Annotated in this window: 18 protein-coding genes; 10 read left to right on the top strand and 8 right to left on the bottom strand. The window is 35.0% G+C overall.

The window, feature by feature from the left end; all coding sequences use genetic code 11:
- Nucleotides 1-181 precede the first annotated feature (181 nt).
- The 6 genes from RBR53_09755 (at nt 182) to RBR53_09730 (ending at nt 5863) form a co-directional block, all read left to right on the top strand.
- Nucleotides 182-1237 carry an NAD(P)-dependent alcohol dehydrogenase gene (locus RBR53_09755; protein ID MDY0132940.1) on the top strand — a complete coding sequence of 352 codons (1056 nt, stop codon included), beginning with the start codon at nt 182-184 and terminating at the stop codon, nt 1235-1237.
- 467 nt (nt 1238-1704) lie between these two features.
- Nucleotides 1705-2199 (top strand): hypothetical protein, encoded by a 495-nt coding sequence (locus RBR53_09750; GenBank protein MDY0132939.1) that lies wholly within the window; start codon nt 1705-1707, stop codon nt 2197-2199.
- 405 nt (nt 2200-2604) lie between these two features.
- Complete coding sequence (locus RBR53_09745) at nt 2605-2877, top strand: hypothetical protein (GenBank protein ID MDY0132938.1); 273 nt, start codon at nt 2605-2607, stop codon at nt 2875-2877.
- A 94-nt stretch (nt 2878-2971) separates the two neighbouring features.
- Nucleotides 2972-3619 carry a flavodoxin family protein gene (locus RBR53_09740; protein MDY0132937.1) on the top strand — a complete coding sequence of 216 codons (648 nt, stop codon included), beginning with the start codon at nt 2972-2974 and terminating at the stop codon, nt 3617-3619.
- 274 nt (nt 3620-3893) lie between these two features.
- Entirely contained in the window at nt 3894-5357 is a 1464-nt protein-coding gene (locus RBR53_09735; protein MDY0132936.1) for a catalase, read from the top strand.
- Between the two features lie 104 nt (nt 5358-5461).
- Nucleotides 5462-5863, top strand: a complete 402-nt coding sequence (locus RBR53_09730) for a PaaI family thioesterase (GenBank protein ID MDY0132935.1) — start codon at nt 5462-5464, stop codon at nt 5861-5863.
- 26 nt (nt 5864-5889) lie between these two features.
- Here the strand turns inward: RBR53_09730 and RBR53_09725 are convergent, their stop codons facing one another.
- Nucleotides 5890-6696 carry an MBL fold metallo-hydrolase gene (locus RBR53_09725; GenBank protein MDY0132934.1) on the bottom strand — a complete coding sequence of 269 codons (807 nt, stop codon included), beginning with the start codon at nt 6694-6696 and terminating at the stop codon, nt 5890-5892.
- A gap of 501 nt (nt 6697-7197) precedes the next feature.
- On the opposite strand from RBR53_09725, the gene RBR53_09720 reads away from it, so the two are divergent.
- Genes RBR53_09720 through RBR53_09710 form a run of 3 tightly spaced genes read left to right on the top strand, consistent with a single transcriptional unit; the run spans nt 7198 to nt 10123 of the window.
- Nucleotides 7198-8385 carry a glycine betaine/L-proline ABC transporter ATP-binding protein gene (locus RBR53_09720; GenBank protein MDY0132933.1) on the top strand — a complete coding sequence of 396 codons (1188 nt, stop codon included), beginning with the start codon at nt 7198-7200 and terminating at the stop codon, nt 8383-8385.
- A 1-nt stretch (nt 8386) separates the two neighbouring features.
- Nucleotides 8387-9247 carry a proline/glycine betaine ABC transporter permease gene (locus RBR53_09715; GenBank protein MDY0132932.1) on the top strand — a complete coding sequence of 287 codons (861 nt, stop codon included), beginning with the start codon at nt 8387-8389 and terminating at the stop codon, nt 9245-9247.
- A gap of 24 nt (nt 9248-9271) precedes the next feature.
- Nucleotides 9272-10123: a glycine betaine ABC transporter substrate-binding protein gene (locus RBR53_09710; GenBank protein MDY0132931.1), complete on the top strand. Its 852-nt coding sequence runs from the start codon at nt 9272-9274 to the stop codon at nt 10121-10123.
- Between the two features lie 732 nt (nt 10124-10855).
- Here the strand turns inward: RBR53_09710 and RBR53_09705 are convergent.
- Together RBR53_09705 and RBR53_09700 are read right to left on the bottom strand one after the other, a co-directional pair.
- Nucleotides 10856-11041 carry a hypothetical protein gene (locus tag RBR53_09705; GenBank protein MDY0132930.1) on the bottom strand — a complete coding sequence of 62 codons (186 nt, stop codon included), beginning with the start codon at nt 11039-11041 and terminating at the stop codon, nt 10856-10858.
- Between the two features lie 123 nt (nt 11042-11164).
- Nucleotides 11165-11908 carry a hypothetical protein gene (locus RBR53_09700; GenBank protein MDY0132929.1) on the bottom strand — a complete coding sequence of 248 codons (744 nt, stop codon included), beginning with the start codon at nt 11906-11908 and terminating at the stop codon, nt 11165-11167.
- A 204-nt stretch (nt 11909-12112) separates the two neighbouring features.
- Here RBR53_09700 and RBR53_09695 point away from each other — a divergent pair, with 204 nt between their 5' ends.
- On the top strand, nt 12113-12946 hold the full coding sequence (locus tag RBR53_09695; GenBank protein ID MDY0132928.1) for a hypothetical protein: 834 nt from the start codon (nt 12113-12115) through the stop codon (nt 12944-12946).
- Between the two features lie 263 nt (nt 12947-13209).
- On the opposite strand, the gene RBR53_09690 is transcribed toward RBR53_09695, so the two are convergent.
- From RBR53_09690 to RBR53_09670, 5 genes are all read right to left on the bottom strand, one after another.
- Entirely contained in the window at nt 13210-14643 is a 1434-nt protein-coding gene (locus RBR53_09690; GenBank protein MDY0132927.1) for a sigma-54 dependent transcriptional regulator, read from the bottom strand.
- Nucleotides 14640-15908, bottom strand: a complete 1269-nt coding sequence (locus RBR53_09685; GenBank protein MDY0132926.1) for a dihydroorotase — start codon at nt 15906-15908, stop codon at nt 14640-14642. Before RBR53_09685 ends, RBR53_09690 begins: the two co-directional genes overlap by 4 nt.
- Nucleotides 15892-16833, bottom strand: a complete 942-nt coding sequence (locus RBR53_09680) for an aspartate carbamoyltransferase catalytic subunit (protein ID MDY0132925.1) — start codon at nt 16831-16833, stop codon at nt 15892-15894. Before RBR53_09680 ends, RBR53_09685 begins: the two co-directional genes overlap by 17 nt.
- 190 nt (nt 16834-17023) lie before the next feature.
- Nucleotides 17024-17656, bottom strand: a complete 633-nt coding sequence (gene lepB / locus RBR53_09675; protein ID MDY0132924.1) for a signal peptidase I — start codon at nt 17654-17656, stop codon at nt 17024-17026.
- A 15-nt stretch (nt 17657-17671) separates the two neighbouring features.
- Nucleotides 17672-18847 (bottom strand): homocysteine biosynthesis protein, encoded by a 1176-nt coding sequence (locus RBR53_09670; protein ID MDY0132923.1) that lies wholly within the window; start codon nt 18845-18847, stop codon nt 17672-17674.
- Between the last annotated feature and the right edge of the window lie 38 nt (nt 18848-18885).

The following is an 18885-nucleotide window of genomic DNA, read 5'->3' as shown; positions in this document are numbered from 1 at the left end:
GCAAAACACTTTTTTTAAAAAAAAGCCATGGTTAATAAGGGGCTTGCTCAAACAAAAAACTTAGTCAGAAATTAATTTAATTGACAGACTTAAGATTATCCAATAAAATCTTTATGTAAACGCTGTTTATCAATAAAAATAACAATCACTTTGTAAAACCTTAAAGAACAAGGAGGAGTCTATGAAGGCATTCGCAATGTTGAGCATTGGGAAGGTAGGCATAATTGAAAAAGAACGTCCTAGCTGTGGGCCTCTAGACGCAATCCTGCGTCCAACAAAAGGGCTTCTCTGTACATCTGATGTTCATACAGTTCACGGCGCCATTGGAGAAAGAGAAAACCTTACACTTGGCCATGAAGTCGCAGGTATAGTAGAAGAAGTTGGTGAATATGTAACTAAATTTAAAAAAGGAGATCGGGTAATAGTTGGAGCAATCACCCCCGACTGGGGTTCAGATGCTGCTCAGTCAGGTTATCCCTCTCAGTCCGGCGGACCTCTTGGGGGATGGAAATTCTCCAATATCAAAGACGGCACCTTTGCAGAATTTGCACATGTCAACGAAGCAGATGCCAACCTTGCCCTAATTCCAAATAATGTATCAGACGAATCTGCTGTGTATGTAACTGATATGATGAGTACTGGATTCATGGGTGCAGAAAACGCCAACATCCCCATAGGCGGAACTGTGGTTGTTTTTGCTCAGGGACCTGTAGGCCTAATGTGTACTGCAGGAGCACGTCTTAGAGGTGCAGGACTAATAATTACGGTTGAAAGCGTGCCCAAACGCCAGGAGCTTTCCAAACACTACGGGGCTGACATTGTAATAGATTTTACAAAAGAAGACGTAGTAAAAAAAATCTACGAACTTACTAATAATGAAGGTGTGGATTCAACAATTGACGCGCTAGGCTCATCAGCTATAATTCAACAATGCGTCGAAGTGACTAAGCCCGGAGGCACTATTTCAAACACAGGCTATCATGGTTCAGGAGAGTTTGTTAAAATCCCAAGGGTTGGATGGGGAGTTGGAATGGCGGGAAAAACAATTACTACAGGACTTTGTCCCGGAGGACACTTAAGGCTCTCCCGTCTGCTCAGGCTGCTTGAACTTAAAAAGATTGATCCAACTTTAATGACCAGTCATACTTTTAAATTCAATGAAATTGAAAAAGCCTATCATATAATGGAAACAAAAGAAGACGGTGTAGTCAAACCCTTGATTGAATTCGATTTTTAATAAATCCTAACTACTTCCCTCAATCAAATCATTCAGCGGAGGACTTTTCGTCTCCGCTGATTTAAAACTTTTGTTTTTCTAAACAACTTCACCATTGAAAATTCAGACGAAATCATAAAGATCAAGAATAAACTACGAATCAACCCCCGGGTCGTTTACCCTAAGCTTCCTTTGGATCCACTATTGGATTCACAGTAAAAGAAACTTCATCCATGTTATCAGACGCTGCAGTAAAAACAACATCAGTTGAACTGTTTAAAGCTGTCTCGTCTGAAGCTTTATAGTTATCAACAACTCTTCAAACTAATTACTGGAAAGATAAAGCTAAATATGAGATATATTCATATAATTAAAAAACAAAGAGTCAAAAGTAAGAAACAAAGAGAATTCTACTAAAATAAAACTCTCAAACTTAAGTCATTAAGTAAAAAGACAAAATTATTAACTAATTTAACGGAGGTTTAAATATGAAAAAACTTAGTGCAAGAGGTCAAAGATGGCTCAAATGTCTGCATTTATACTTTGCAGCTGTTTGGGTGGGTTGTGCTACCGTTTTAACTATTATGCAGTTTTTTACTGCCCCAGACGACGGCAGCAGTACATACGGACTTCTTTCAACACTTGATTTCATAGATCATCGAATTCTTGTTCCCGGAGCAATAGGTACTTTCCTTACAGCGCTAGTTTATTCAATTTGGACTAATTGGGGTTGGTTTAAGCACAAATGGATTACTGTAAAATGGATCATTTGTATGTTTGGAATGATATTTGGAACTTTCTGGCTGGGCCCATGGATAGTTGAAATGGCAGCTGTTGCAGAAGCTAAAGGTGTAGAAGCTTTAAACGACTCAGTTTACATTGCCAACAGGAATAAATCCTTAATTTTTGGAACCCTGCAAACAGGCACTGTAATTTTTGCCTTGTTTATTTCTACTTTAAAGCCTTGGAGAAAAAAGAAATAAGTAAATAAAACTAACAATAACCAAGTTTAGTTATTACTCAAACACTTACTTCCTGTCAGTTTTATACAATTTGACAGGGAGTTTCCTTTTTTTTGTTATTCCTCACCCCATCTCAATACTTTAAACAAAAATATTGAAATACTTCCAAGGCTTGACAGCTCAAAAAGATAGTAAGCTTTGAGCTCTTGTTGTAAAAAGAATTATTGATTGGAAAACAAATTCAATATATGTATTTTTGAGTAATAGTAAAAAACAAACACTGGATCTAACCAGTGAATACAACAAAACAAACGCTAAATTTTAGATAAATGCTGGTACAAAAACAATTTAAAATAACATTTCTAATATCTAAATCTAGTTGTTAGCAAAGAATTGATGCTGAACCAAAAACGAAAGGCATCCATAATGAGAAAACGTACAAAATACAAAACTCTTACAGTTTATTGCAAATGCGGGCAAAAACTAGTGAGATATAAAAAAGGTCCTGGAAGAAGACTATTAAAAGTTCACAGGGATCGGATAGCAAAAGACTATTCTGGAATATTTATAAATGACTACTCTGATGAACATACTGACATCCATTGCCCTTCCTGCAAAAATCGAATTGCCACTGTTCAAAACATTAAAGGAAAATATGTCAACAAGTTAAACCAGGGGCAGGTAGGGGTGATTAAATAAGATTTATTTAGAATAGCTGGTTTTTTATATTTCAAGACTTAGAAACCAATAAAAAACCAAGCTTAATCTTAACCTGATAACCCAAGGAATAAAAATGCTTTATTTTGAAGAACTTGTAAAAAAGGCGACAAACATAAAAAATCCATTACCAAAAATATTAGCTGTTGGAGGAAGTCCAAGGCAGGGAGGCAATACAGATCTAATAACAAAACAGATTATAGCCGGGCTTGATAAAGAAAAAATTGACTCTAAAAACATTAATTTACGCAACTTTAATTTCAAAGGCTGTATTGGATGTGAAAAATGCAGAGCAGATAAAGTCTGCACAGGATTAAACGACGGAATGTCGCTAATTTATCCTGATATTTTAAAATCCCAGGGATTAATTTTAACATCCCCAGTTCACAATTATAATATAACCTCATGGATGAAAGCTTTTATAGACAGATTATATTGTTTTTATGAATTTGATAATAGCACAAGACCTCGTCAATGGAGGGCTAGACTTGAAAATCAAAAAAGAAAAGTTGTTATTTCTGCTGTTTGCGAACAAGAAAGCCTGGAAAACATGGGATTTGCCATAGAAGCAATGAGTGTACCCATGAAAGCTTTGGGTTTTGAAATTGTCGGGACTCTCCCTGTTTTTAAATCCTTTGAAAAAGGAGCTGTAAAAAAACAAGAGGATATAATGGATAAAGCATTTAACCTTGGGAAAAAACTAGGCAAAAGTTTAAAAGAATAACTGCTGGATTTTCTATAAGTACAAAAACAGATTTGATGCAAAAATGAAAAACACTGAAACAGTATTTAAGGTAATAATTTAATTTCTGCCCTTTTTATAAATTTATTATCTTTTGAAATACAAATAAAACAATTGTTGGCTCAATCTGATTACCCTTTTAATTTCTCATTCAATATCTTGCTTTTTTGCAAATCAAATCATATACTTAAAAGTAAAGTGTTTTAGAATTTCCACTAACACACAACCCGCCATCCAAACTAAAAGGAAACCAACAATGAAAAATGAAAAGAAAAAACTCACCACCAATGCAGGAGCTCCTGTACCAGATAACCAAAACGTAATGACTGCCGGCCCTCGCGGACCACAATTACTCCAAGACGTTTGGTATTTGGAAAAAATGGCACATTTCGACCGCGAAGTTATTCCGGAACGAAGGATGCACGCCAAGGGATCCGGAGCTTACGGTACCTTTACAGTTACCCATGACATCACCAAATACACCAGAGCAAAGATTTTTTCTGAAATTGGTAAAAAAACCGATCTATTCGCACGTTTTTCAACTGTGGCTGGAGAACGAGGAGCTGCCGACGCTGAAAGAGATATTCGCGGTTTTGCACTGAAATTTTACACCGAAGAAGGTAATTGGGATTTAGTGGGCAATAATACACCTGTCTTTTTTCTCCGTGACCCGTTGAAATTTTCAGACCTCAACCATGTAGTTCATCGCGACCCAAGAACAAACCTGCGCAGCGCTAAAAGCAATTGGGACTTTTGGACTTCTCTTCCCGAAGCTCTCCATCAGGTAACTATTGTAATGAGTGATCGGGGCATTCCGGCAAGCTTCAGAAACATGCACGGTTTTGGCAGTCACACTTTCAGTTTCATCAACGCCAAAAACGAACGCTACTGGTGTAAATTCCACTTCACTACTCATCAGGGTATAAAAAACCTTACTGATTCAGAAGCCGAAGCTGTAATAGGCAAATGCCGTGAAAGCAACCAACGTGATCTTTACTACTCAATAGAAAAAGGCGAGTTCCCAAAATGGACACTTTATGTTCAGATCATGACCGAAGAACAGGCTGCCAAACTCCCCTACAATCCTTTTGATCTAACCAAGGTTTGGTACAAAAAAGATTTTCCCCTTATCGAAGTGGGAGAAATGGAACTTAACAAAAACCCGGAAAACTATTTTGCTGAAGTTGAGCAGGCGGCTTTTAATCCAGCCAATGTGGTACCTGGCATAAGTTTTTCACCTGACAAAATGCTCCAGGGGCGTCTTTTTTCTTATGGGGATGCTCAGCGTTACCGCTTGGGAGTCAACCATCACCTCATCCCTGTAAACAAGGCCCGTTGTCCTTTCCATAGTTATCACCGCGACGGTCAAATGAGAGTTGACGGCAACTATGGCTCTACCATTGGCTATGAACCCAATAGTTATGGAGAGTGGCAGGAACAGCCAGATTTTTCAGAACCGCCTCTGGAATTAAGCGGTGCAGCAAATCACTGGGACGCCAGAGAAGATGACAGTGACTATTACACCCAGCCCGGCAAGCTCTTTCGCTTGATGAATACAGAACAACAAGAGGCTTTATTTGGCAACACTGCCCGTGCCATGGACGATGCGCCAGAAATGATCAAAATCCGTCATATAGGTAATTGCTTAAAAGCCGACCCAGCCTATGGAGAAGGAATAGCCAAGGCACTGGGTATCTCACTAAGCAAAGTTCCAAAATAAACAACTTGAGTTAACTACCTTAACCAATCGAATTGGCAACCTTGTTCTGCTTTGTTGCCAATCGATTACCCAAAGCATTAATTTGCATAAAGAAAGCTTTTATCGTGGAGAGTTTACTTGAGATAGGACAGCAAATATTAAAATCACAGCCATTCAGTAATCTTTTAGGGGCAGAATTAACTTCTTTTAAAGCAGGTTCTGCTGAAATTACTTTAGAAATTTCAGATAAATTAAAACAACAGCATAGTTTTGTTCACGGAGGTGTGGTGAGTTATCTTGCTGATAACTGCCTTACTTATTCAGGAGGCTCTGTTCTTGGCGACTGCCTAACTTCAGAATATAAAATCAATTATCTTCGGCCTGCCATGGGCAACAAACTGATTGCCCGTTCAACAGTATTATCATCGGGTAAACGTCAAGCTGTGTGCGAATGCAAAGTGTTTGCTCTAAGTGAGAAAGGCGAAATTTTGGTTGTGGCAACCCAGGGGACTATAAATAAAGTTTAAAAACTAAGAAACTTTTTTAACTCTCCTCATAACAAATTTTTCATTGAGGCACCTAAAGTTGCAAGTCTATAAATAAAATTATTTTTCATATATTCTTTTGTAATCATATTTGCTTGCCTTATAAGTGTAAAATAAGCTTCTTCCATCATCTCTCCTCTCATATATCCTCCATGGGCAAGAAAAATATGTTTAGGTTTTAAATCATAGATCATTTCAATACTTTTTTTCATAAGCTTTGGAAAAGTTACAGGAATGGGAAGTAAAAATCTACTTCTTACCTTTAAAAGGACATCAGCTGCATAAAGAATTTTTTCTTTTTCATTGAAAAAAACAACATCGTGAAGAGTGTGTCCTTTGGCTGAATAAACTTTCCAGTCATTAAAAAAAGGAATCCCTGCCCTGTCTTCAAGGATATAATCATAATCAGCTTTTCTTGGATAATACAAAGATTTGAAGGGGAGCTTTGTTGCAACTGCCACATAATGGCCAAGACAAATGTCAATTTTATGCTGAAGAAACCCTCCAAAAGAAGAATACCAGTCGTTCATTCCCTTTGGAACTGCCAGGGGAATATTTAAAAATTTTTTAAGATACCCTGCCCCGCCTAAATGATCTGGATGAATATGGGAGCCGATTGCAAGTTTTGCTTTTTTATCTTTAGTTGAAATTTTTTTTAAATACATTTTGATTGCAAAGGAATCAGGTCTGCAGCCTCCGTCCATTAAAAGTATTTTGTCATTATATTCTATGATGGGAGTTTTTTGGATATATCCATTAATCAAATGAATTTTAAAATCTTCAAACCGAAAAATTTCAGATTTTATTTTTTGCATTAAAATCTCCACTTTTTAAATATACAAAACTTTGTTCAAGCTAAAGAAAAAACTGAACTTTACCATGGTTTACCCTAAAAATATACCAAAAGAATTAAATGATGATTGGGAAAATCCAGGATAAAAGATCTTACTGGCAATTTGACTTTTTGGAATCGATATGCCATTAAACATACCAAATCAACAATATTGTAAATTGATACTAATATTAAAAAGTTGAATTTTATAAATATTTTGTACGGAGGGAAATATCGAAACTCAAGGTCACCAAATAAAAAACAATCAACAAAACTTCTTAAATAAAATCCATTTAATTCTTATCAGTATAATAATAGATTTTTCGCCGCCCCAAACTCCCAGAGTCTTTTTTATTTAAAATAAACATATAAATAATTATTTAATTGCTTGGATTAAACAGTGTTTTTTTCTTATACTAACTAAGATATCTAATGTTAAATATAAACCTAATTAAACCTAAAATTACTAATCGCAGGAAAAAAAATGTCCAAAATACAAATTAAAGACGTATACAAAATTTTTGGACCCAATCCAAAAAAAGCTATTAAGCTTTTTAAAGAAGGAATGACAAAGGATGAACTTCTTAACAAAACAAAGCATGCAGTCGGAGTTGGGGGTGTAAGCTTTAATGTTGAAGAAGGTGAAATTCTTGTTGTAATGGGCCTTTCAGGAAGTGGGAAATCAACCCTTGTCAGATGTGTTAACCGGCTTATCGAACCATCAGCCGGACAAATCTTGATAGACGGAGTTGATATAGGGAAACTAAATGAGTCAGAACTCAGAAGAGTAAGGCAGGAAAAATTCGGAATGGTTTTCCAGCATTTCGCATTATTTCCCCACAGAACTGTTGCCGAAAATGCCGAATACGGCCTTGAAATAAAGGGTATTAAACCTGAAGAAAGAAGAGAAAGAGCAATTGAAGTTTTAGAGCAGGTTGGCCTCAAAGGCCATGAAGACAGTTACCCTTCACAGCTGAGCGGAGGAATGCAGCAAAGAGTCGGACTTGCAAGAGCACTAGCCCTTGATCCTGACATTCTTTTAATGGATGAGGCTTTTTCAGCTCTTGATCCACTTATCAGAAGCGATATGCAAGATGAACTTATTGCTTTGCAGGCCAAAGTTAAAAAAACAATTTTATTTATCAGCCATGATCTTGATGAAGCCCTTAAAATAGGCGACAAAATTGTTCTTATGAAAGACGGTAAAGTTGTCCAGATAGGAACGCCCGAAGATATTTTGATGAATCCAGCCTCAAGATATGTTGAAAAATTTGTTGAGGATGTAGATATAACAAAAATACTTACAGCTCAACATGTAATGAATAAGGTAAGATCAACAGCTCATTTAAAAAATCACGGCCCAAGAGCTGTTTTAAGAAAAATGAAAAGACATAACCTTTCCACAGTTTATGTTGTAAAACAGGACAATACTCTTGTGGGCATGGTAACTGCTGAAAAAGCCGTGGAAGCTCTGAAAAGAGGAGACAAGGATCTTACCCAAATAATTGAAAAAGAGATTATAACTGTAAGCCCAGACACTCCGGCATCTGAGCTTTTTGAAATTATGTACAACCTTCCATATCCCCTTGGAGTTGTTGATGAAGATAAAAAACTTAAGGGCGTAATAGTAAGAGGTGCCTTACTAGGTGCACTTGCTGAAAGAGGAGTCTAAAATGGACTTTAATATTCCAAGAATACCCATTGGAGAGGGAGTTGAAAAAGGCATCGACTTTCTTGACTCCAATTTTTCATTTATTACAAAAGCAATGTCAAAGGTTGTTGAATCTGTAATTGATGTGATGGTTACAGGAATGACATTTGTTCACCCTGTTATATTTATAATAATAGTTACAGCTCTTTCCTGGTATCTGACCAAAAAAAAGGGAGTTGCAATTCTTGCCTTAGCAGGATTGTCCCTAATTTTAAACCTTGGATTATGGGATCCTACACTAAGCACTTTGGCACTTGTTATAATTGCCACTCTTTTTTCAATGATGATAGGACTTCCCCTTGGAATTTTTGCTGCACTAAACCAGGTAGCGTACAAAATAACAATGCCGGTCCTTGATTTTATGCAAACCATGCCAGCCTTTGTTTATCTTATACCCGCAATACCTTTTTTCGGTCTTGGAAGGGTAGCTGCAATATTTTCAACAGTTATATTTTCAGTTCCCCCTGTAATACGACTGACCTGTCTTGGTATAAGACAGGTTCCATCTGACCTTGTTGAAGCTGCAGATGCTTTTGGATCAAACCCAAGACAAAAACTTTTTAAACTCCAGCTTCCAATGGCAACCCCGACAATAATGGCAGGAATAAATCAAACTGTTATGCTTGCTCTTTCAATGGTTGTTATTGCTGCAATGATTGGAGCCAAGGGTCTTGGAGGCGAAGTATGGAAAGCAATCCAACGACTTCAGAGTGGTAAGGGTTTTGAAGCAGGTTTAGGCATAGTTATAATAGCTATTTTGCTTGACAGAATTCTGCAGCAGGTTGGAAAGCAAAAACACGCTGATATTGATAAAGAAGAATAAATTAATGAAATAAAGGAGAAAAAGATGAAAAAAATTAAATTGATTACAATGATTATGCTAAGTTTTTGCATAGTTATGACTCTATCTACCAATGCATTTGCAAAGAAAAAAGTAAAAATTGTTTATGTTGAATGGGCCTGTGCAACTGCAAGTTCAAATGTAATGAAAGCTGTTATTGAAAAGGCAACTGATTATAAAGTTGAACTTACCCCTGTTGCTGCTGCTGCAATGTATTCAGCCATTGCAACAAACGATCAGGATGCAACAACAACAGGATGGCTTCCTGTTACCCACGCTGATTATGTTAAAAGATTTGAAGGCAGAATAGTTGACCTTGGCCCAAATATGGAAGGTGCAAAAATTGGTCTTGTTGTTCCAAAATATGTAACAATAAATTCCATTGAAGAGCTTGACAATGAATATAAAAAATTTGACGGAGATATAATCGGAATTGACCCTGGTGCAGGAGTAATGAGGTGTGCAGAACAAGCTTTGGTAGATTACAATCTTAAAAAAATAGAACTAATATCTTCTAGCGGCCCAATGATGACTGCAACATTGCAAAATAGATACAAAAACAACAAATGGGTAGTTGTTACAGGCTGGGTTCCTCATTGGAAATTTGCCAAATTTGACCTTAAATTCCTTGAAGATCCTAAAAAAGTTTTTGGAGAAGCAGAAACAATAAATACAATTGTAAGAAATGACCTGAAAAAAGATATGCCTGAAGTCTACAAAATCCTTGATAATTTTTACTGGGGCCCTTCAGAAATAGGTGAAGTAATGGCCATGAATATGGAAAATGGCCAAGTTGAAAAAAATGCAGTTACCTGGGTTGAAAAAAATCCTGAAATTGTTAATAAATGGATTAAATAAGTATTTAAAAATAATTAAACTAGAATTTAAAGTTTAATATTTAAAAATTAAAGCCGGAAAAAAGTTTTATTTTCCGGCTTTTTTTTAGAAAAAACTATTAAAATCAAATTCAGTTTCTTATTGCTCATCTTCTTACAGAAAAATTTCTAGATACCCTTCCTTTGTCTCCCATAAAAAACTGCCTTCAAGGATTGGAGTAAAAATCTCAACGCTTTCGGCCGACAGGTTTCAGACAGTTTTGAGCTCTTGATGGAAACAATAAAAGCAGAGGTTTTATCAGGCCCTTTAATCAATATTGACGAAACTACAGTATTGTTGAAACTGCAAAAGTAAATAATATTAAACCATATGGGTGTCTTCATATTTTTTTTGGGGGGGTAACTTCCAGATGCTCTTTATGAGAAAAAACATAAAGCATTGCATCCTCAACACATTGATAAAAGCACACTTCCTAATATAAATCCTATTTCATAAAATTTTTGATTTGAATAGATGGAGTTAATTGAGTACTTACTTTATACTAGCAAAATGATTGTTCATATTTTTTTTAATCCTGTAAGAATCTCCTAATTCAACAGCTTTTTTTATCTCGGAGAAAACTGAACTTACAAGAATAAAAAGAACTATATAAATTGATATAATTACTGGTTTATAAACATTTCACGTTTGTCTCTATTAATTTTGATTTCAATGTTTTCATAAAACTTGGCTAGTGAATTAGTTAGGATCAATTTAAGATTTATTATTATATGCTTTAACTAATTTCCAGCCGTTGTCTAATTCTTTGAATTCTAATTTTAATTTAGTTTTTAAAATATCATTTGATAAAATCTCTTGCTGATACAAATTTTTAATTTCTTTTTCTGATAAAGCTTCATTCCTGCAAGCTGACAGCAGAAAAGCAACTACTCCTATCAAACAAAGAAAATTCTTAACTTTTTGTATTCATTACTTTTCCTGAACTTTCTTTTTAGATTTTTTAAAATATCAAACTCTCTGTAAATAAGCAGAGAGTTTGATAAATTTACAGGTGTCTGAAAGTTAGAGCTCTTTTTCTTTAAGTCGATCGATATCGCTAAGAGAATTCATAACTTCGTCAACATGAATTACGCTTTCAATTTTATCCATAAGTTTTGGGTACATCTGATTTAGCATTACAACAAGGTCATTTTCTGCTTCTGCTACATCAGAGTATTCAATAGAACTTTCAAATCCTACTGAAGTGATATCAATATTTTTTATTAAAATAGTTTCTCTTGACATTGGTTCTGTAAAAACAATTTTAATTTTTCCGCTCATTTGGATTGTTCCTTTATCCATTGGCCCTATTACCGGAACTATTGTCCTTTTATTTCTGATGACAGGTGCAAAGTCAAATTCTGGCTCAACAAGCAAATCAATTTCTTTTTTGTATGAATATGAAACTTCATCTTGAGAGTCAAAAGTCCTTATAACATTAAAGCCTTTGCCAAGAAGTATACTTTCCATTGAAGTTTGCATGGCGTTTCTTAAATTAATAACATAATTATTGTTATATTTATTTCTTATCTTGTAGTCTGGTGGCATCATGCTTTCCATCATTCCAGAGTAAGGTGATGCTGACATTGCCTGTAAAGCCTGCTGAGATAGAGAATAACTTGGCTTTATAAGTGCAACTTTCACGTCTTTTTTTTCAAGGCTTTTTGTTGAAACATAGTTTAAATCAAGAGGTGTGTAGTTTGTTGCACAACCAGTTATAAACACCATAAAAACAAAAAGCATGCTGCCCAGTTTAATTTTCCTCATTTTTTTAATCCTCTAAAAATATAATTTGTTAAATAAAATTTTGCTTTTTATAAACTTAGATTTTACAATAGTCAATAATTTTTTACAAAAGTAAACTTCAAATTACTATTATGGGATGTATTTACTATTGAAATAAAAATTTTGATGTTAAATTTCTTGTTTTTGATGTAAAAAAATTTAAACTTTTAAGAAAGAAATATATTAATGAATATAAAATATGATGCTTTTTTTAATAGATTATACGAAGTTATTGATGATTACCCTCTGTCGTTCTGGAATGATAAATTAGGGTCAACAGCTGTAATTCAAAGCAGATGGAAAAAAGGTCAGTTCCCTGGAGCTGCCAAACTTATACAGCTTTGCAAGGCAGCAAACATTTCTCCAACCTGGCTTTTTTTCGGTATCGGTGAAAAAAAAATAGTGACCGACATTTCAGATCTTAACAACGCTTATTTAAAAGATTTTTTAGAAAACAGTATTTATAAACTCAATGATATAAATTTTTTTTTAGATATTTTTTTAAGCCTTTCTTTGGAAAAATTTGTTTCAATAAATAAAATTCCAATAAAAAATATTTTTATTGAATCTGAAAACTTTATTACAAAGCTTGACCTTTTACAGAAATGTATCGCTAATTCAGTGGTATCTCTTAAAGAAGAAATGTCTGGCGAATCTGAAATTGATCAATCTAACAAAAAGTATATTTTATCTTATGATTCCGAAGGTTATTTGGATTTTGCAAATGACTTTTTTCTTGAAAAATTTGCTTTAAATAAAGAATCAATTTTAAAAACCAAATACAAATTACCCATTTCTAAAAAAGATAGATCAAGAGTTGATAAGCTTTTTAAAAAACTTGATAATAAAGAAATCAATCTTATTGAAAGCAGAATAAGGGTTTTGATAAACAACAAAGAAGAATGGCAACATTGGACTGTAACTTCTTTTTTTAAAGAAAACGGTCAGTACAGCAGAAAATCAATCGGTTATTCTATTCCCTTAATTCAAATCAGGAATGAAGAAATTTTGCGAGAGTAAGTTTATTATCTTAAAGAAATTTTTTACCAAACCTAAGTTTAATATATCAGTTTTTCTAAAAGATAATATATGGGTCAGGCTTTTTTAGCCCAGAAAATATTCAGCTCCATTACGTGTTCAAAAATTTAAAATTTTCAAATCTTATGGTTTTTTAACTAACCTTTTTGTAACTCAAGGCCCGGCCGAATCAAAACTTAAAAAAGCATTATGCATTAATTGTGAGTATTCAATAAAATCCATCTTAGATCCATATCTAAATAACTTTACTCTATATCGAGTTTTTTGAGCCTGTATCTGAAAGATCTGAAAGAAATATTTAAAAGCTCAGCAGCTTTTTTCTTGGCTCCTTTGGTAATTTCAAGGGCTTTTAAAAGATAGTTTTTTTCAGTTTCAGCTAATATTCCATCCAGATCTACTCCAGCCTCAATCGAGTTGAGATCAAGACAAAAGCCACTGGAAAATCCACTGATTTTTTGGTCAAAATTTTTATATTTTTTTGAGATTTCCCTTTTATGGAATGAAAGGGAAAGACTTTCAGGAAGAATAATGTTTGTTGATGAAAGGGCAACGCTTCGTTCAATTATATTTTCAAGCTCTCTAACATTTCCCGGGAAATCGTATTTTTTAAGAAGATCAAGGGCATAGGATGAAAGTTTTAAAATTGTTTTCCCTGTTTCCTTTGCATACTTATCCATGAAATGCTCGGCAAGGGTTTTTATATCTTCCTTTCTTTCTCTTAAAGGAGGGATTTTAAGTTCTATCACATTGAGACGATAAAAAAGATCTTCCCTGAATCGCCCCTCTATCACCTCTTTTTCAAGATTTCTATTTGTTGCACAAACTATTCTCACATCAATATTAAACTCAATATTTCCGCCCACAGGTTTTATTTTTCTTTCCTGAACAGCTCTTAAAAGCTTTACTTGAAGTGTTATTGGCAGTTCAGAAATTTCATCAAGAAAAAGAGTTCCTTTATGAGCAGCTGCAAAAAGACCTTTTTTATCTTTTTCAGCTCCTGTAAAAGCTCCTTTTACATAACCAAAAAACTCACTTTCCATTAAATTTTCAGGAATTCCCCCGCAATTAACAACCACAAAAGGAAAATCTTCCCTGTCACTTTGCTCGTGAACAGCCCTTGCAACAAGCTCCTTACCTGTACCCGACTCACCTGTTATCATTATATTGGTTTTTGTAGGTGCTACTTGTTCAATTTTATTGTAGATCTCCGCCATTTTAAAGCTAGAACCTACAATCCTGTTAAAATGAATATTCTGCTTTAATGTTTTCTTGATATCCTCCCTGTCATTTTCCACAGATCTCATTTCAAGAGCCCTTGAAAGAGCACTTAAAAGGTCATCATTATCAAAAGGTTTGGGAAGGTAATCGTATGCACCATTGTTCATTGCTTCAACTGCATTTTCAGTTGTTGCATATGCAGACATCATTATAACTGTAATATCAGAATTTTTTTTTCTTACATGTTTTAAAACTTCAATTCCGCTTATATCACCAAGCCTTATGTCACATAAAACAAGATCAAAATCAAAACTGTCAATTGCCTGAATAGCATTTATACCGCTGTCTGCGGTTTCTACCTCATAATTTTGTCTTGAAAGAATTATTTCAAGAAACTCTCTTATGCCCTGCTCGTCGTCAGCTATAAGAATTTTTTTTGGTGTATCAGACAAGTTAATCAATTGGTTCTACTCCAGATAATTTTTCCTTCTATAATTGTATACTCACAGATCCCTTTTACCTTTCTTCCTGTAAAAGGTGAATTTTTGCTTTTTGATACAAAACCCTCTCTTGTTATAGTCCACTCAAAATCAGGGTTGATTATTGTAAGGTTTGCCTTATTTCCTTCAAAAATAGAATTATTAATTCCAACAACCTTGCCAGGATTAATGCTCATTTTATCTGAAAGCTCTTCCATTGTAAGAACACCTGAAAAAACCAGTTCAAGGCTTAATGCAAGTGAAGTTTCAAGTCCTGTTATTCCAAAAGCTGCTTCTTCAAAAGGAACAATTTTTTCCTCATCAGAATGGGGTGCATGATCAGTTGCAATCAAATCAATTGTACCATCTTTTAATCCTGCTATAACAGCGAGCCTGTCTTTTTCAGTTCTTAAAGGAGGATTCATTTTTGCGTATGCATCAAACTCCTTAACAGCATCTTCTGTGAGTATAAAATAATGGGGTGCAGTTTCTGCAGTTACCCTTATATTTTTATTTTTTGCATTTCTTATTATTTCAATTGTTTTTTCTGCACTTACATGGGCAATATGAACAGGATAGTTAACAAAAGCAGCTACTTCAATATCACGTTTTACTCCAAGGCTTTCAGCACTGTCTGGAATACCTGAAAGGCCAAGCCTTGTGGATACAATGCCTTCATTCATTGCTCCATTTTTTGAAAGTGAAAGCTCTTCACTATGACAGATAACAGGGAGATCAAATGCTTTTGCATACTCAATAGCCCTTCTCATAACTCCTGAATCGCTTACTGGCATTCCATCGTCTGAAAGCGCTATTGCTCCTGTTTCCTTAAGTTCTCCGTAATCACAGATTTCTTCCCCTTTGAGAGATTTTGTAAGGGAAGCAACTGGATGAACATTTGAAAAACCGGCTTTATGAGCTTTTTCAATTATAAAGGAAGTGACTCCTGGACTGTCATTTACAGGATCAGTATTGGGCATACAGCAGATATCTGTAAACCCACCTTTTGCTGCGGCTTTTGCTCCTGATTCTATTGTTTCTTTATATTCATGGCCCGGCTCTCTTAAATGAACATGAATATCTATAAGCCCTGGAAAAACATACATTCCGTCTGCATCAATAACTTTATCGGCATCTTTTACAGAGTCTGAAATTTCTTTGATTACTCCATCTTCTATATAAACATTTGTTTTTGTCTCACCTTTATTAAAAAGAATACAGGTGCCATTTTTAATCAGAACTCTCATCTCTTAAACCTCCGGATACCAGATAAAACAAGGCCATTCTAAGGGCAACACCGTTTTTAACCTGGTCGTTTATAACTGAAATTTCACTGTCTGCCAGCTCTGGAGTAATTTCCACTCCTCTGTTTACAGGGCCTGGGTGCATTATTATCACATCTTTTTTTGCTGCCTTAATGATTTGGCTGTTAAGGCCAAAAAGCCTTGAATATTCCCTTTCACTTGAAAACAGATTTGCCCCCTGCCTTTCCTTTTGGATTCTAAGCATTATTATTGCATCTACATCTGTTATGGCTTCCTCCATTGTTTTAAAAACTTTTACACCAAACTCTTCTTCAAGCTTAAAAGGGATCATTGAAGGCGGGCCAAAAATCCTTACATTATTTCCAAGCTTGACAAGACCTCTCATATTTGATCTTGCCACCCTTGAATTGGCAATATCTCCAATAATTGCTATATTTTGGCCTGTAATTGTTTTCTTTTTTTCTCTTATTGTCATAATATCAAGAAGAGCCTGACTTGGATGGGCATGTTTTCCATCACCAGCATTTAAAATTGAACATTTTAAAAATTTTGATAAAAAATGAGATGCTCCTGACATTGAATGCCTGATAACAAGAACATCAGGGCTCATGGATTCAATTGTTCTTGCAGTGTCTAAAAGTGTTTCCCCCTTTTTCATTGAACTTGTTGAGACAGCAAGGGAAACCGAGTCGGCACTCAGTCTTTTCGCCGCCAGCTCAAAGGAAAGCTTTGTTCTTGTACTTGGCTCTTGAAAAAAAAGTACTATTGTTTTTCCCCTCAAAGCAGGGACTTTTTTAACTGGCCTTTCGTTTATCTCCTTCATGGAGTCTGCTGTATCAAGAATTATTTTAATCTCTTCAGCTGATAATGAGTTGATATCAAGGATGTTTTTTTTTTTAAATTCCATCTCCGGCAATGCTCTCAATAAAGTTTAATATTTTAATAATTAGAGAAACTAAAACTGTCTTTTTACAATTCTAAAGCCAGATTCAAATTTAATCTTTAAAACTTAGCAATGCCCTTAAAAGATTAAACCTTTCAATTTAACTTAAGAAAGCCTTTGTTTTCGGTGAATTACCAATAGATAACAATACTCGTTATCTTAAAATTTTACCAAGCCTTGACCACCTAACCCCAAAATCCTCTTTTTTCCAAGACCAGTATATTATAAAAGCCTGCCCCTTAAGCCTTTCATATTCAATACTGCCAAGAAACCTGCTGTCAGTTGAATTGTCCCTGTTATCCCCCATCATAAAATAAGAGTTTTCAGGTACTGTAATCGGCCCAAAGTTATCTCTAGGGTTAAAAAAGCCTTTATAAATTTTGGAATCTTCATTTTTTGCATAAGCTTCATCAGTGTATTTTTTGTTATTTATATAAAGCTGCTTATTTCTTAACTCAATTTTTTCTCCTGGAAGACCTATCACCCTTTTTATAAAATCCTTTGGAGGATCAACCGGAGCTTTAAAAACAACAATATCACCTCTTTTAGGCTTTGAAACAGGGAAAATTGTCTTGTTTGTAAAAGGCATTCTCACACCATAAACAAATTTATTTACAAGAATATGATCACCGATAAAAAGAGTGTCAAGCATTGACCCTGAAGGAATTTTATAGGCCTGAACAACAAAAGCCCTTATTATAAGGGCAAGTATAAGGGCAAAGACTATTGCTTCAATATTTTCACGCAATACACCCTTTTTTTTCTTTTCTTTTATATTTTCGTTCATTTAAGTATCCTGGGGTTAATAAAGTTTGTCCCCTGCAGAAAACTGAGGTTCTCCAAGCAGGAATTTTCCATCGCTTATTTGTTTTTTTAAAATATCAGCAATTTCCCTGGCTTTTACCATGCTGGAAAGTGGAACTGAAGGTACTTTTCTTCCGTTAATCTCTATTTCACCGCTTTTAAGTTCTCCATAATTTACTTTTTTTATAATTTTTCCGGTTGCATTGGGATAATCATATGAATAATCAACTACCTGAGTATAAATATCTTCATCCTTAACTGATGTAAACCGGGCCATTTCCTCATTTAAAACAGGGATAGGAATTCCAAGGCCTACGGAAAGAGAACATCCATAACCTCTTATGCTTACACCTCTTAAAAAACTTCCAGACATCTGCTTGAGATCGCCAATAACAAAAAGAGTTGCTGAAGGAACATCGGGAACCCCGTTTTCTTTTCTAGAAGTTTCAATTTTGCTTTGAGTTCCCTGCCAGGAAACATAGCCTACTCCTCCCCCAAGAAAAATTCTTGTTCCAATTCCTATTGTTCTTAAATAAGGATCATTTAAAAGAGGACTGAGCTGCCCTGCAGAACAATAATTTGCATTTCCAAGCTTGGGCCTTAAGGTTCCCATATAAGTATAAATTGTCTTATTTGAAACATTTACAGCACAATTATAATTTTGATAGGCATTTCTTGGGTTGCATAAAAGAGCATAGGGCAAATCCGCCAAAGTTACTTCCTTTATAAAACTTTTATTAGGATAACAATCTGTGCCATATCCCGAGCAACACATTTTAACGGTTTTACCATTGACGAGATCTTCAATAACATGACCTCCCCCATAACTAAAACTTCCCGGCCACACTTTGTTTAAAGGATCTTCCTCTGAAGGCTCTGTTGCACCAAGATAACAGTCTACTGCTGCCACACCTGCGTATGCTGCCACTTTATTAAAACTTGCCTTTGATACTTTAATGGGTAAATCTGCCTGTCCTGTGTTTATCATAAGCCCTGAAGAACACATGGGAGCAAAAGTTCCTGTAGTGACCACATCAACTCTTTTTGCAGCCTCGATTTCTCCTTCTTCTTCGACAATACCAATCATTTCCTCAGCAGTTACAACAACAGCCTGCCCAGATTTAATCTTGTCATTTATTTCTTTATAGGTTTTTTTTACTTTAAAATCAGTCATGGTTACCTCAAATTTATTTGGTAAAACAACAAAACAGG

It is taken from the genome of Desulforegulaceae bacterium (genome assembly GCA_034006035.1).
Taxonomy (GTDB): domain Bacteria; phylum Desulfobacterota; class Desulfobacteria; order Desulfobacterales; family JACKCP01; genus JACKCP01.
The sequence above is the reverse complement of the archived record's forward strand: the minus strand, read 5'-3'. Positions and strand labels throughout refer to the sequence as shown.

Excerpts from the sequence above, each read along its gene's own strand:
- RBR53_09755 (MDY0132940.1), top strand. The coding sequence starts at position 182 with ATGAAGGCATTCGCAATGTTGAGCATTGGGAAGGTAGGCATAATTGAA.
- RBR53_09750 (MDY0132939.1), top strand. The coding sequence starts at position 1,705 with ATGAAAAAACTTAGTGCAAGAGGTCAAAGATGGCTCAAATGTCTGCAT.
- RBR53_09745 (MDY0132938.1), top strand. The coding sequence starts at position 2,605 with ATGAGAAAACGTACAAAATACAAAACTCTTACAGTTTATTGCAAATGC.
- RBR53_09740 (MDY0132937.1), top strand. The coding sequence starts at position 2,972 with ATGCTTTATTTTGAAGAACTTGTAAAAAAGGCGACAAACATAAAAAAT.
- RBR53_09735 (MDY0132936.1), top strand. The coding sequence starts at position 3,894 with ATGAAAAATGAAAAGAAAAAACTCACCACCAATGCAGGAGCTCCTGTA.
- RBR53_09725 (MDY0132934.1), bottom strand. The coding sequence starts at position 6,696 with ATGCAAAAAATAAAATCTGAAATTTTTCGGTTTGAAGATTTTAAAATT.
- RBR53_09720 (MDY0132933.1), top strand. The coding sequence starts at position 7,198 with ATGTCCAAAATACAAATTAAAGACGTATACAAAATTTTTGGACCCAAT.
- RBR53_09715 (MDY0132932.1), top strand. The coding sequence starts at position 8,387 with ATGGACTTTAATATTCCAAGAATACCCATTGGAGAGGGAGTTGAAAAA.
- RBR53_09710 (MDY0132931.1), top strand. The coding sequence starts at position 9,272 with ATGAAAAAAATTAAATTGATTACAATGATTATGCTAAGTTTTTGCATA.
- RBR53_09700 (MDY0132929.1), bottom strand. The coding sequence starts at position 11,908 with ATGAGGAAAATTAAACTGGGCAGCATGCTTTTTGTTTTTATGGTGTTT.
- RBR53_09695 (MDY0132928.1), top strand. The coding sequence starts at position 12,113 with ATGAATATAAAATATGATGCTTTTTTTAATAGATTATACGAAGTTATT.
- RBR53_09685 (MDY0132926.1), bottom strand. The coding sequence starts at position 15,908 with ATGAGAGTTCTGATTAAAAATGGCACCTGTATTCTTTTTAATAAAGGT.
- RBR53_09680 (MDY0132925.1), bottom strand. The coding sequence starts at position 16,833 with ATGGAATTTAAAAAAAAAAACATCCTTGATATCAACTCATTATCAGCT.
- lepB (MDY0132924.1), bottom strand. The coding sequence starts at position 17,656 with ATGAACGAAAATATAAAAGAAAAGAAAAAAAAGGGTGTATTGCGTGAA.
- RBR53_09670 (MDY0132923.1), bottom strand. The coding sequence starts at position 18,847 with ATGACTGATTTTAAAGTAAAAAAAACCTATAAAGAAATAAATGACAAG.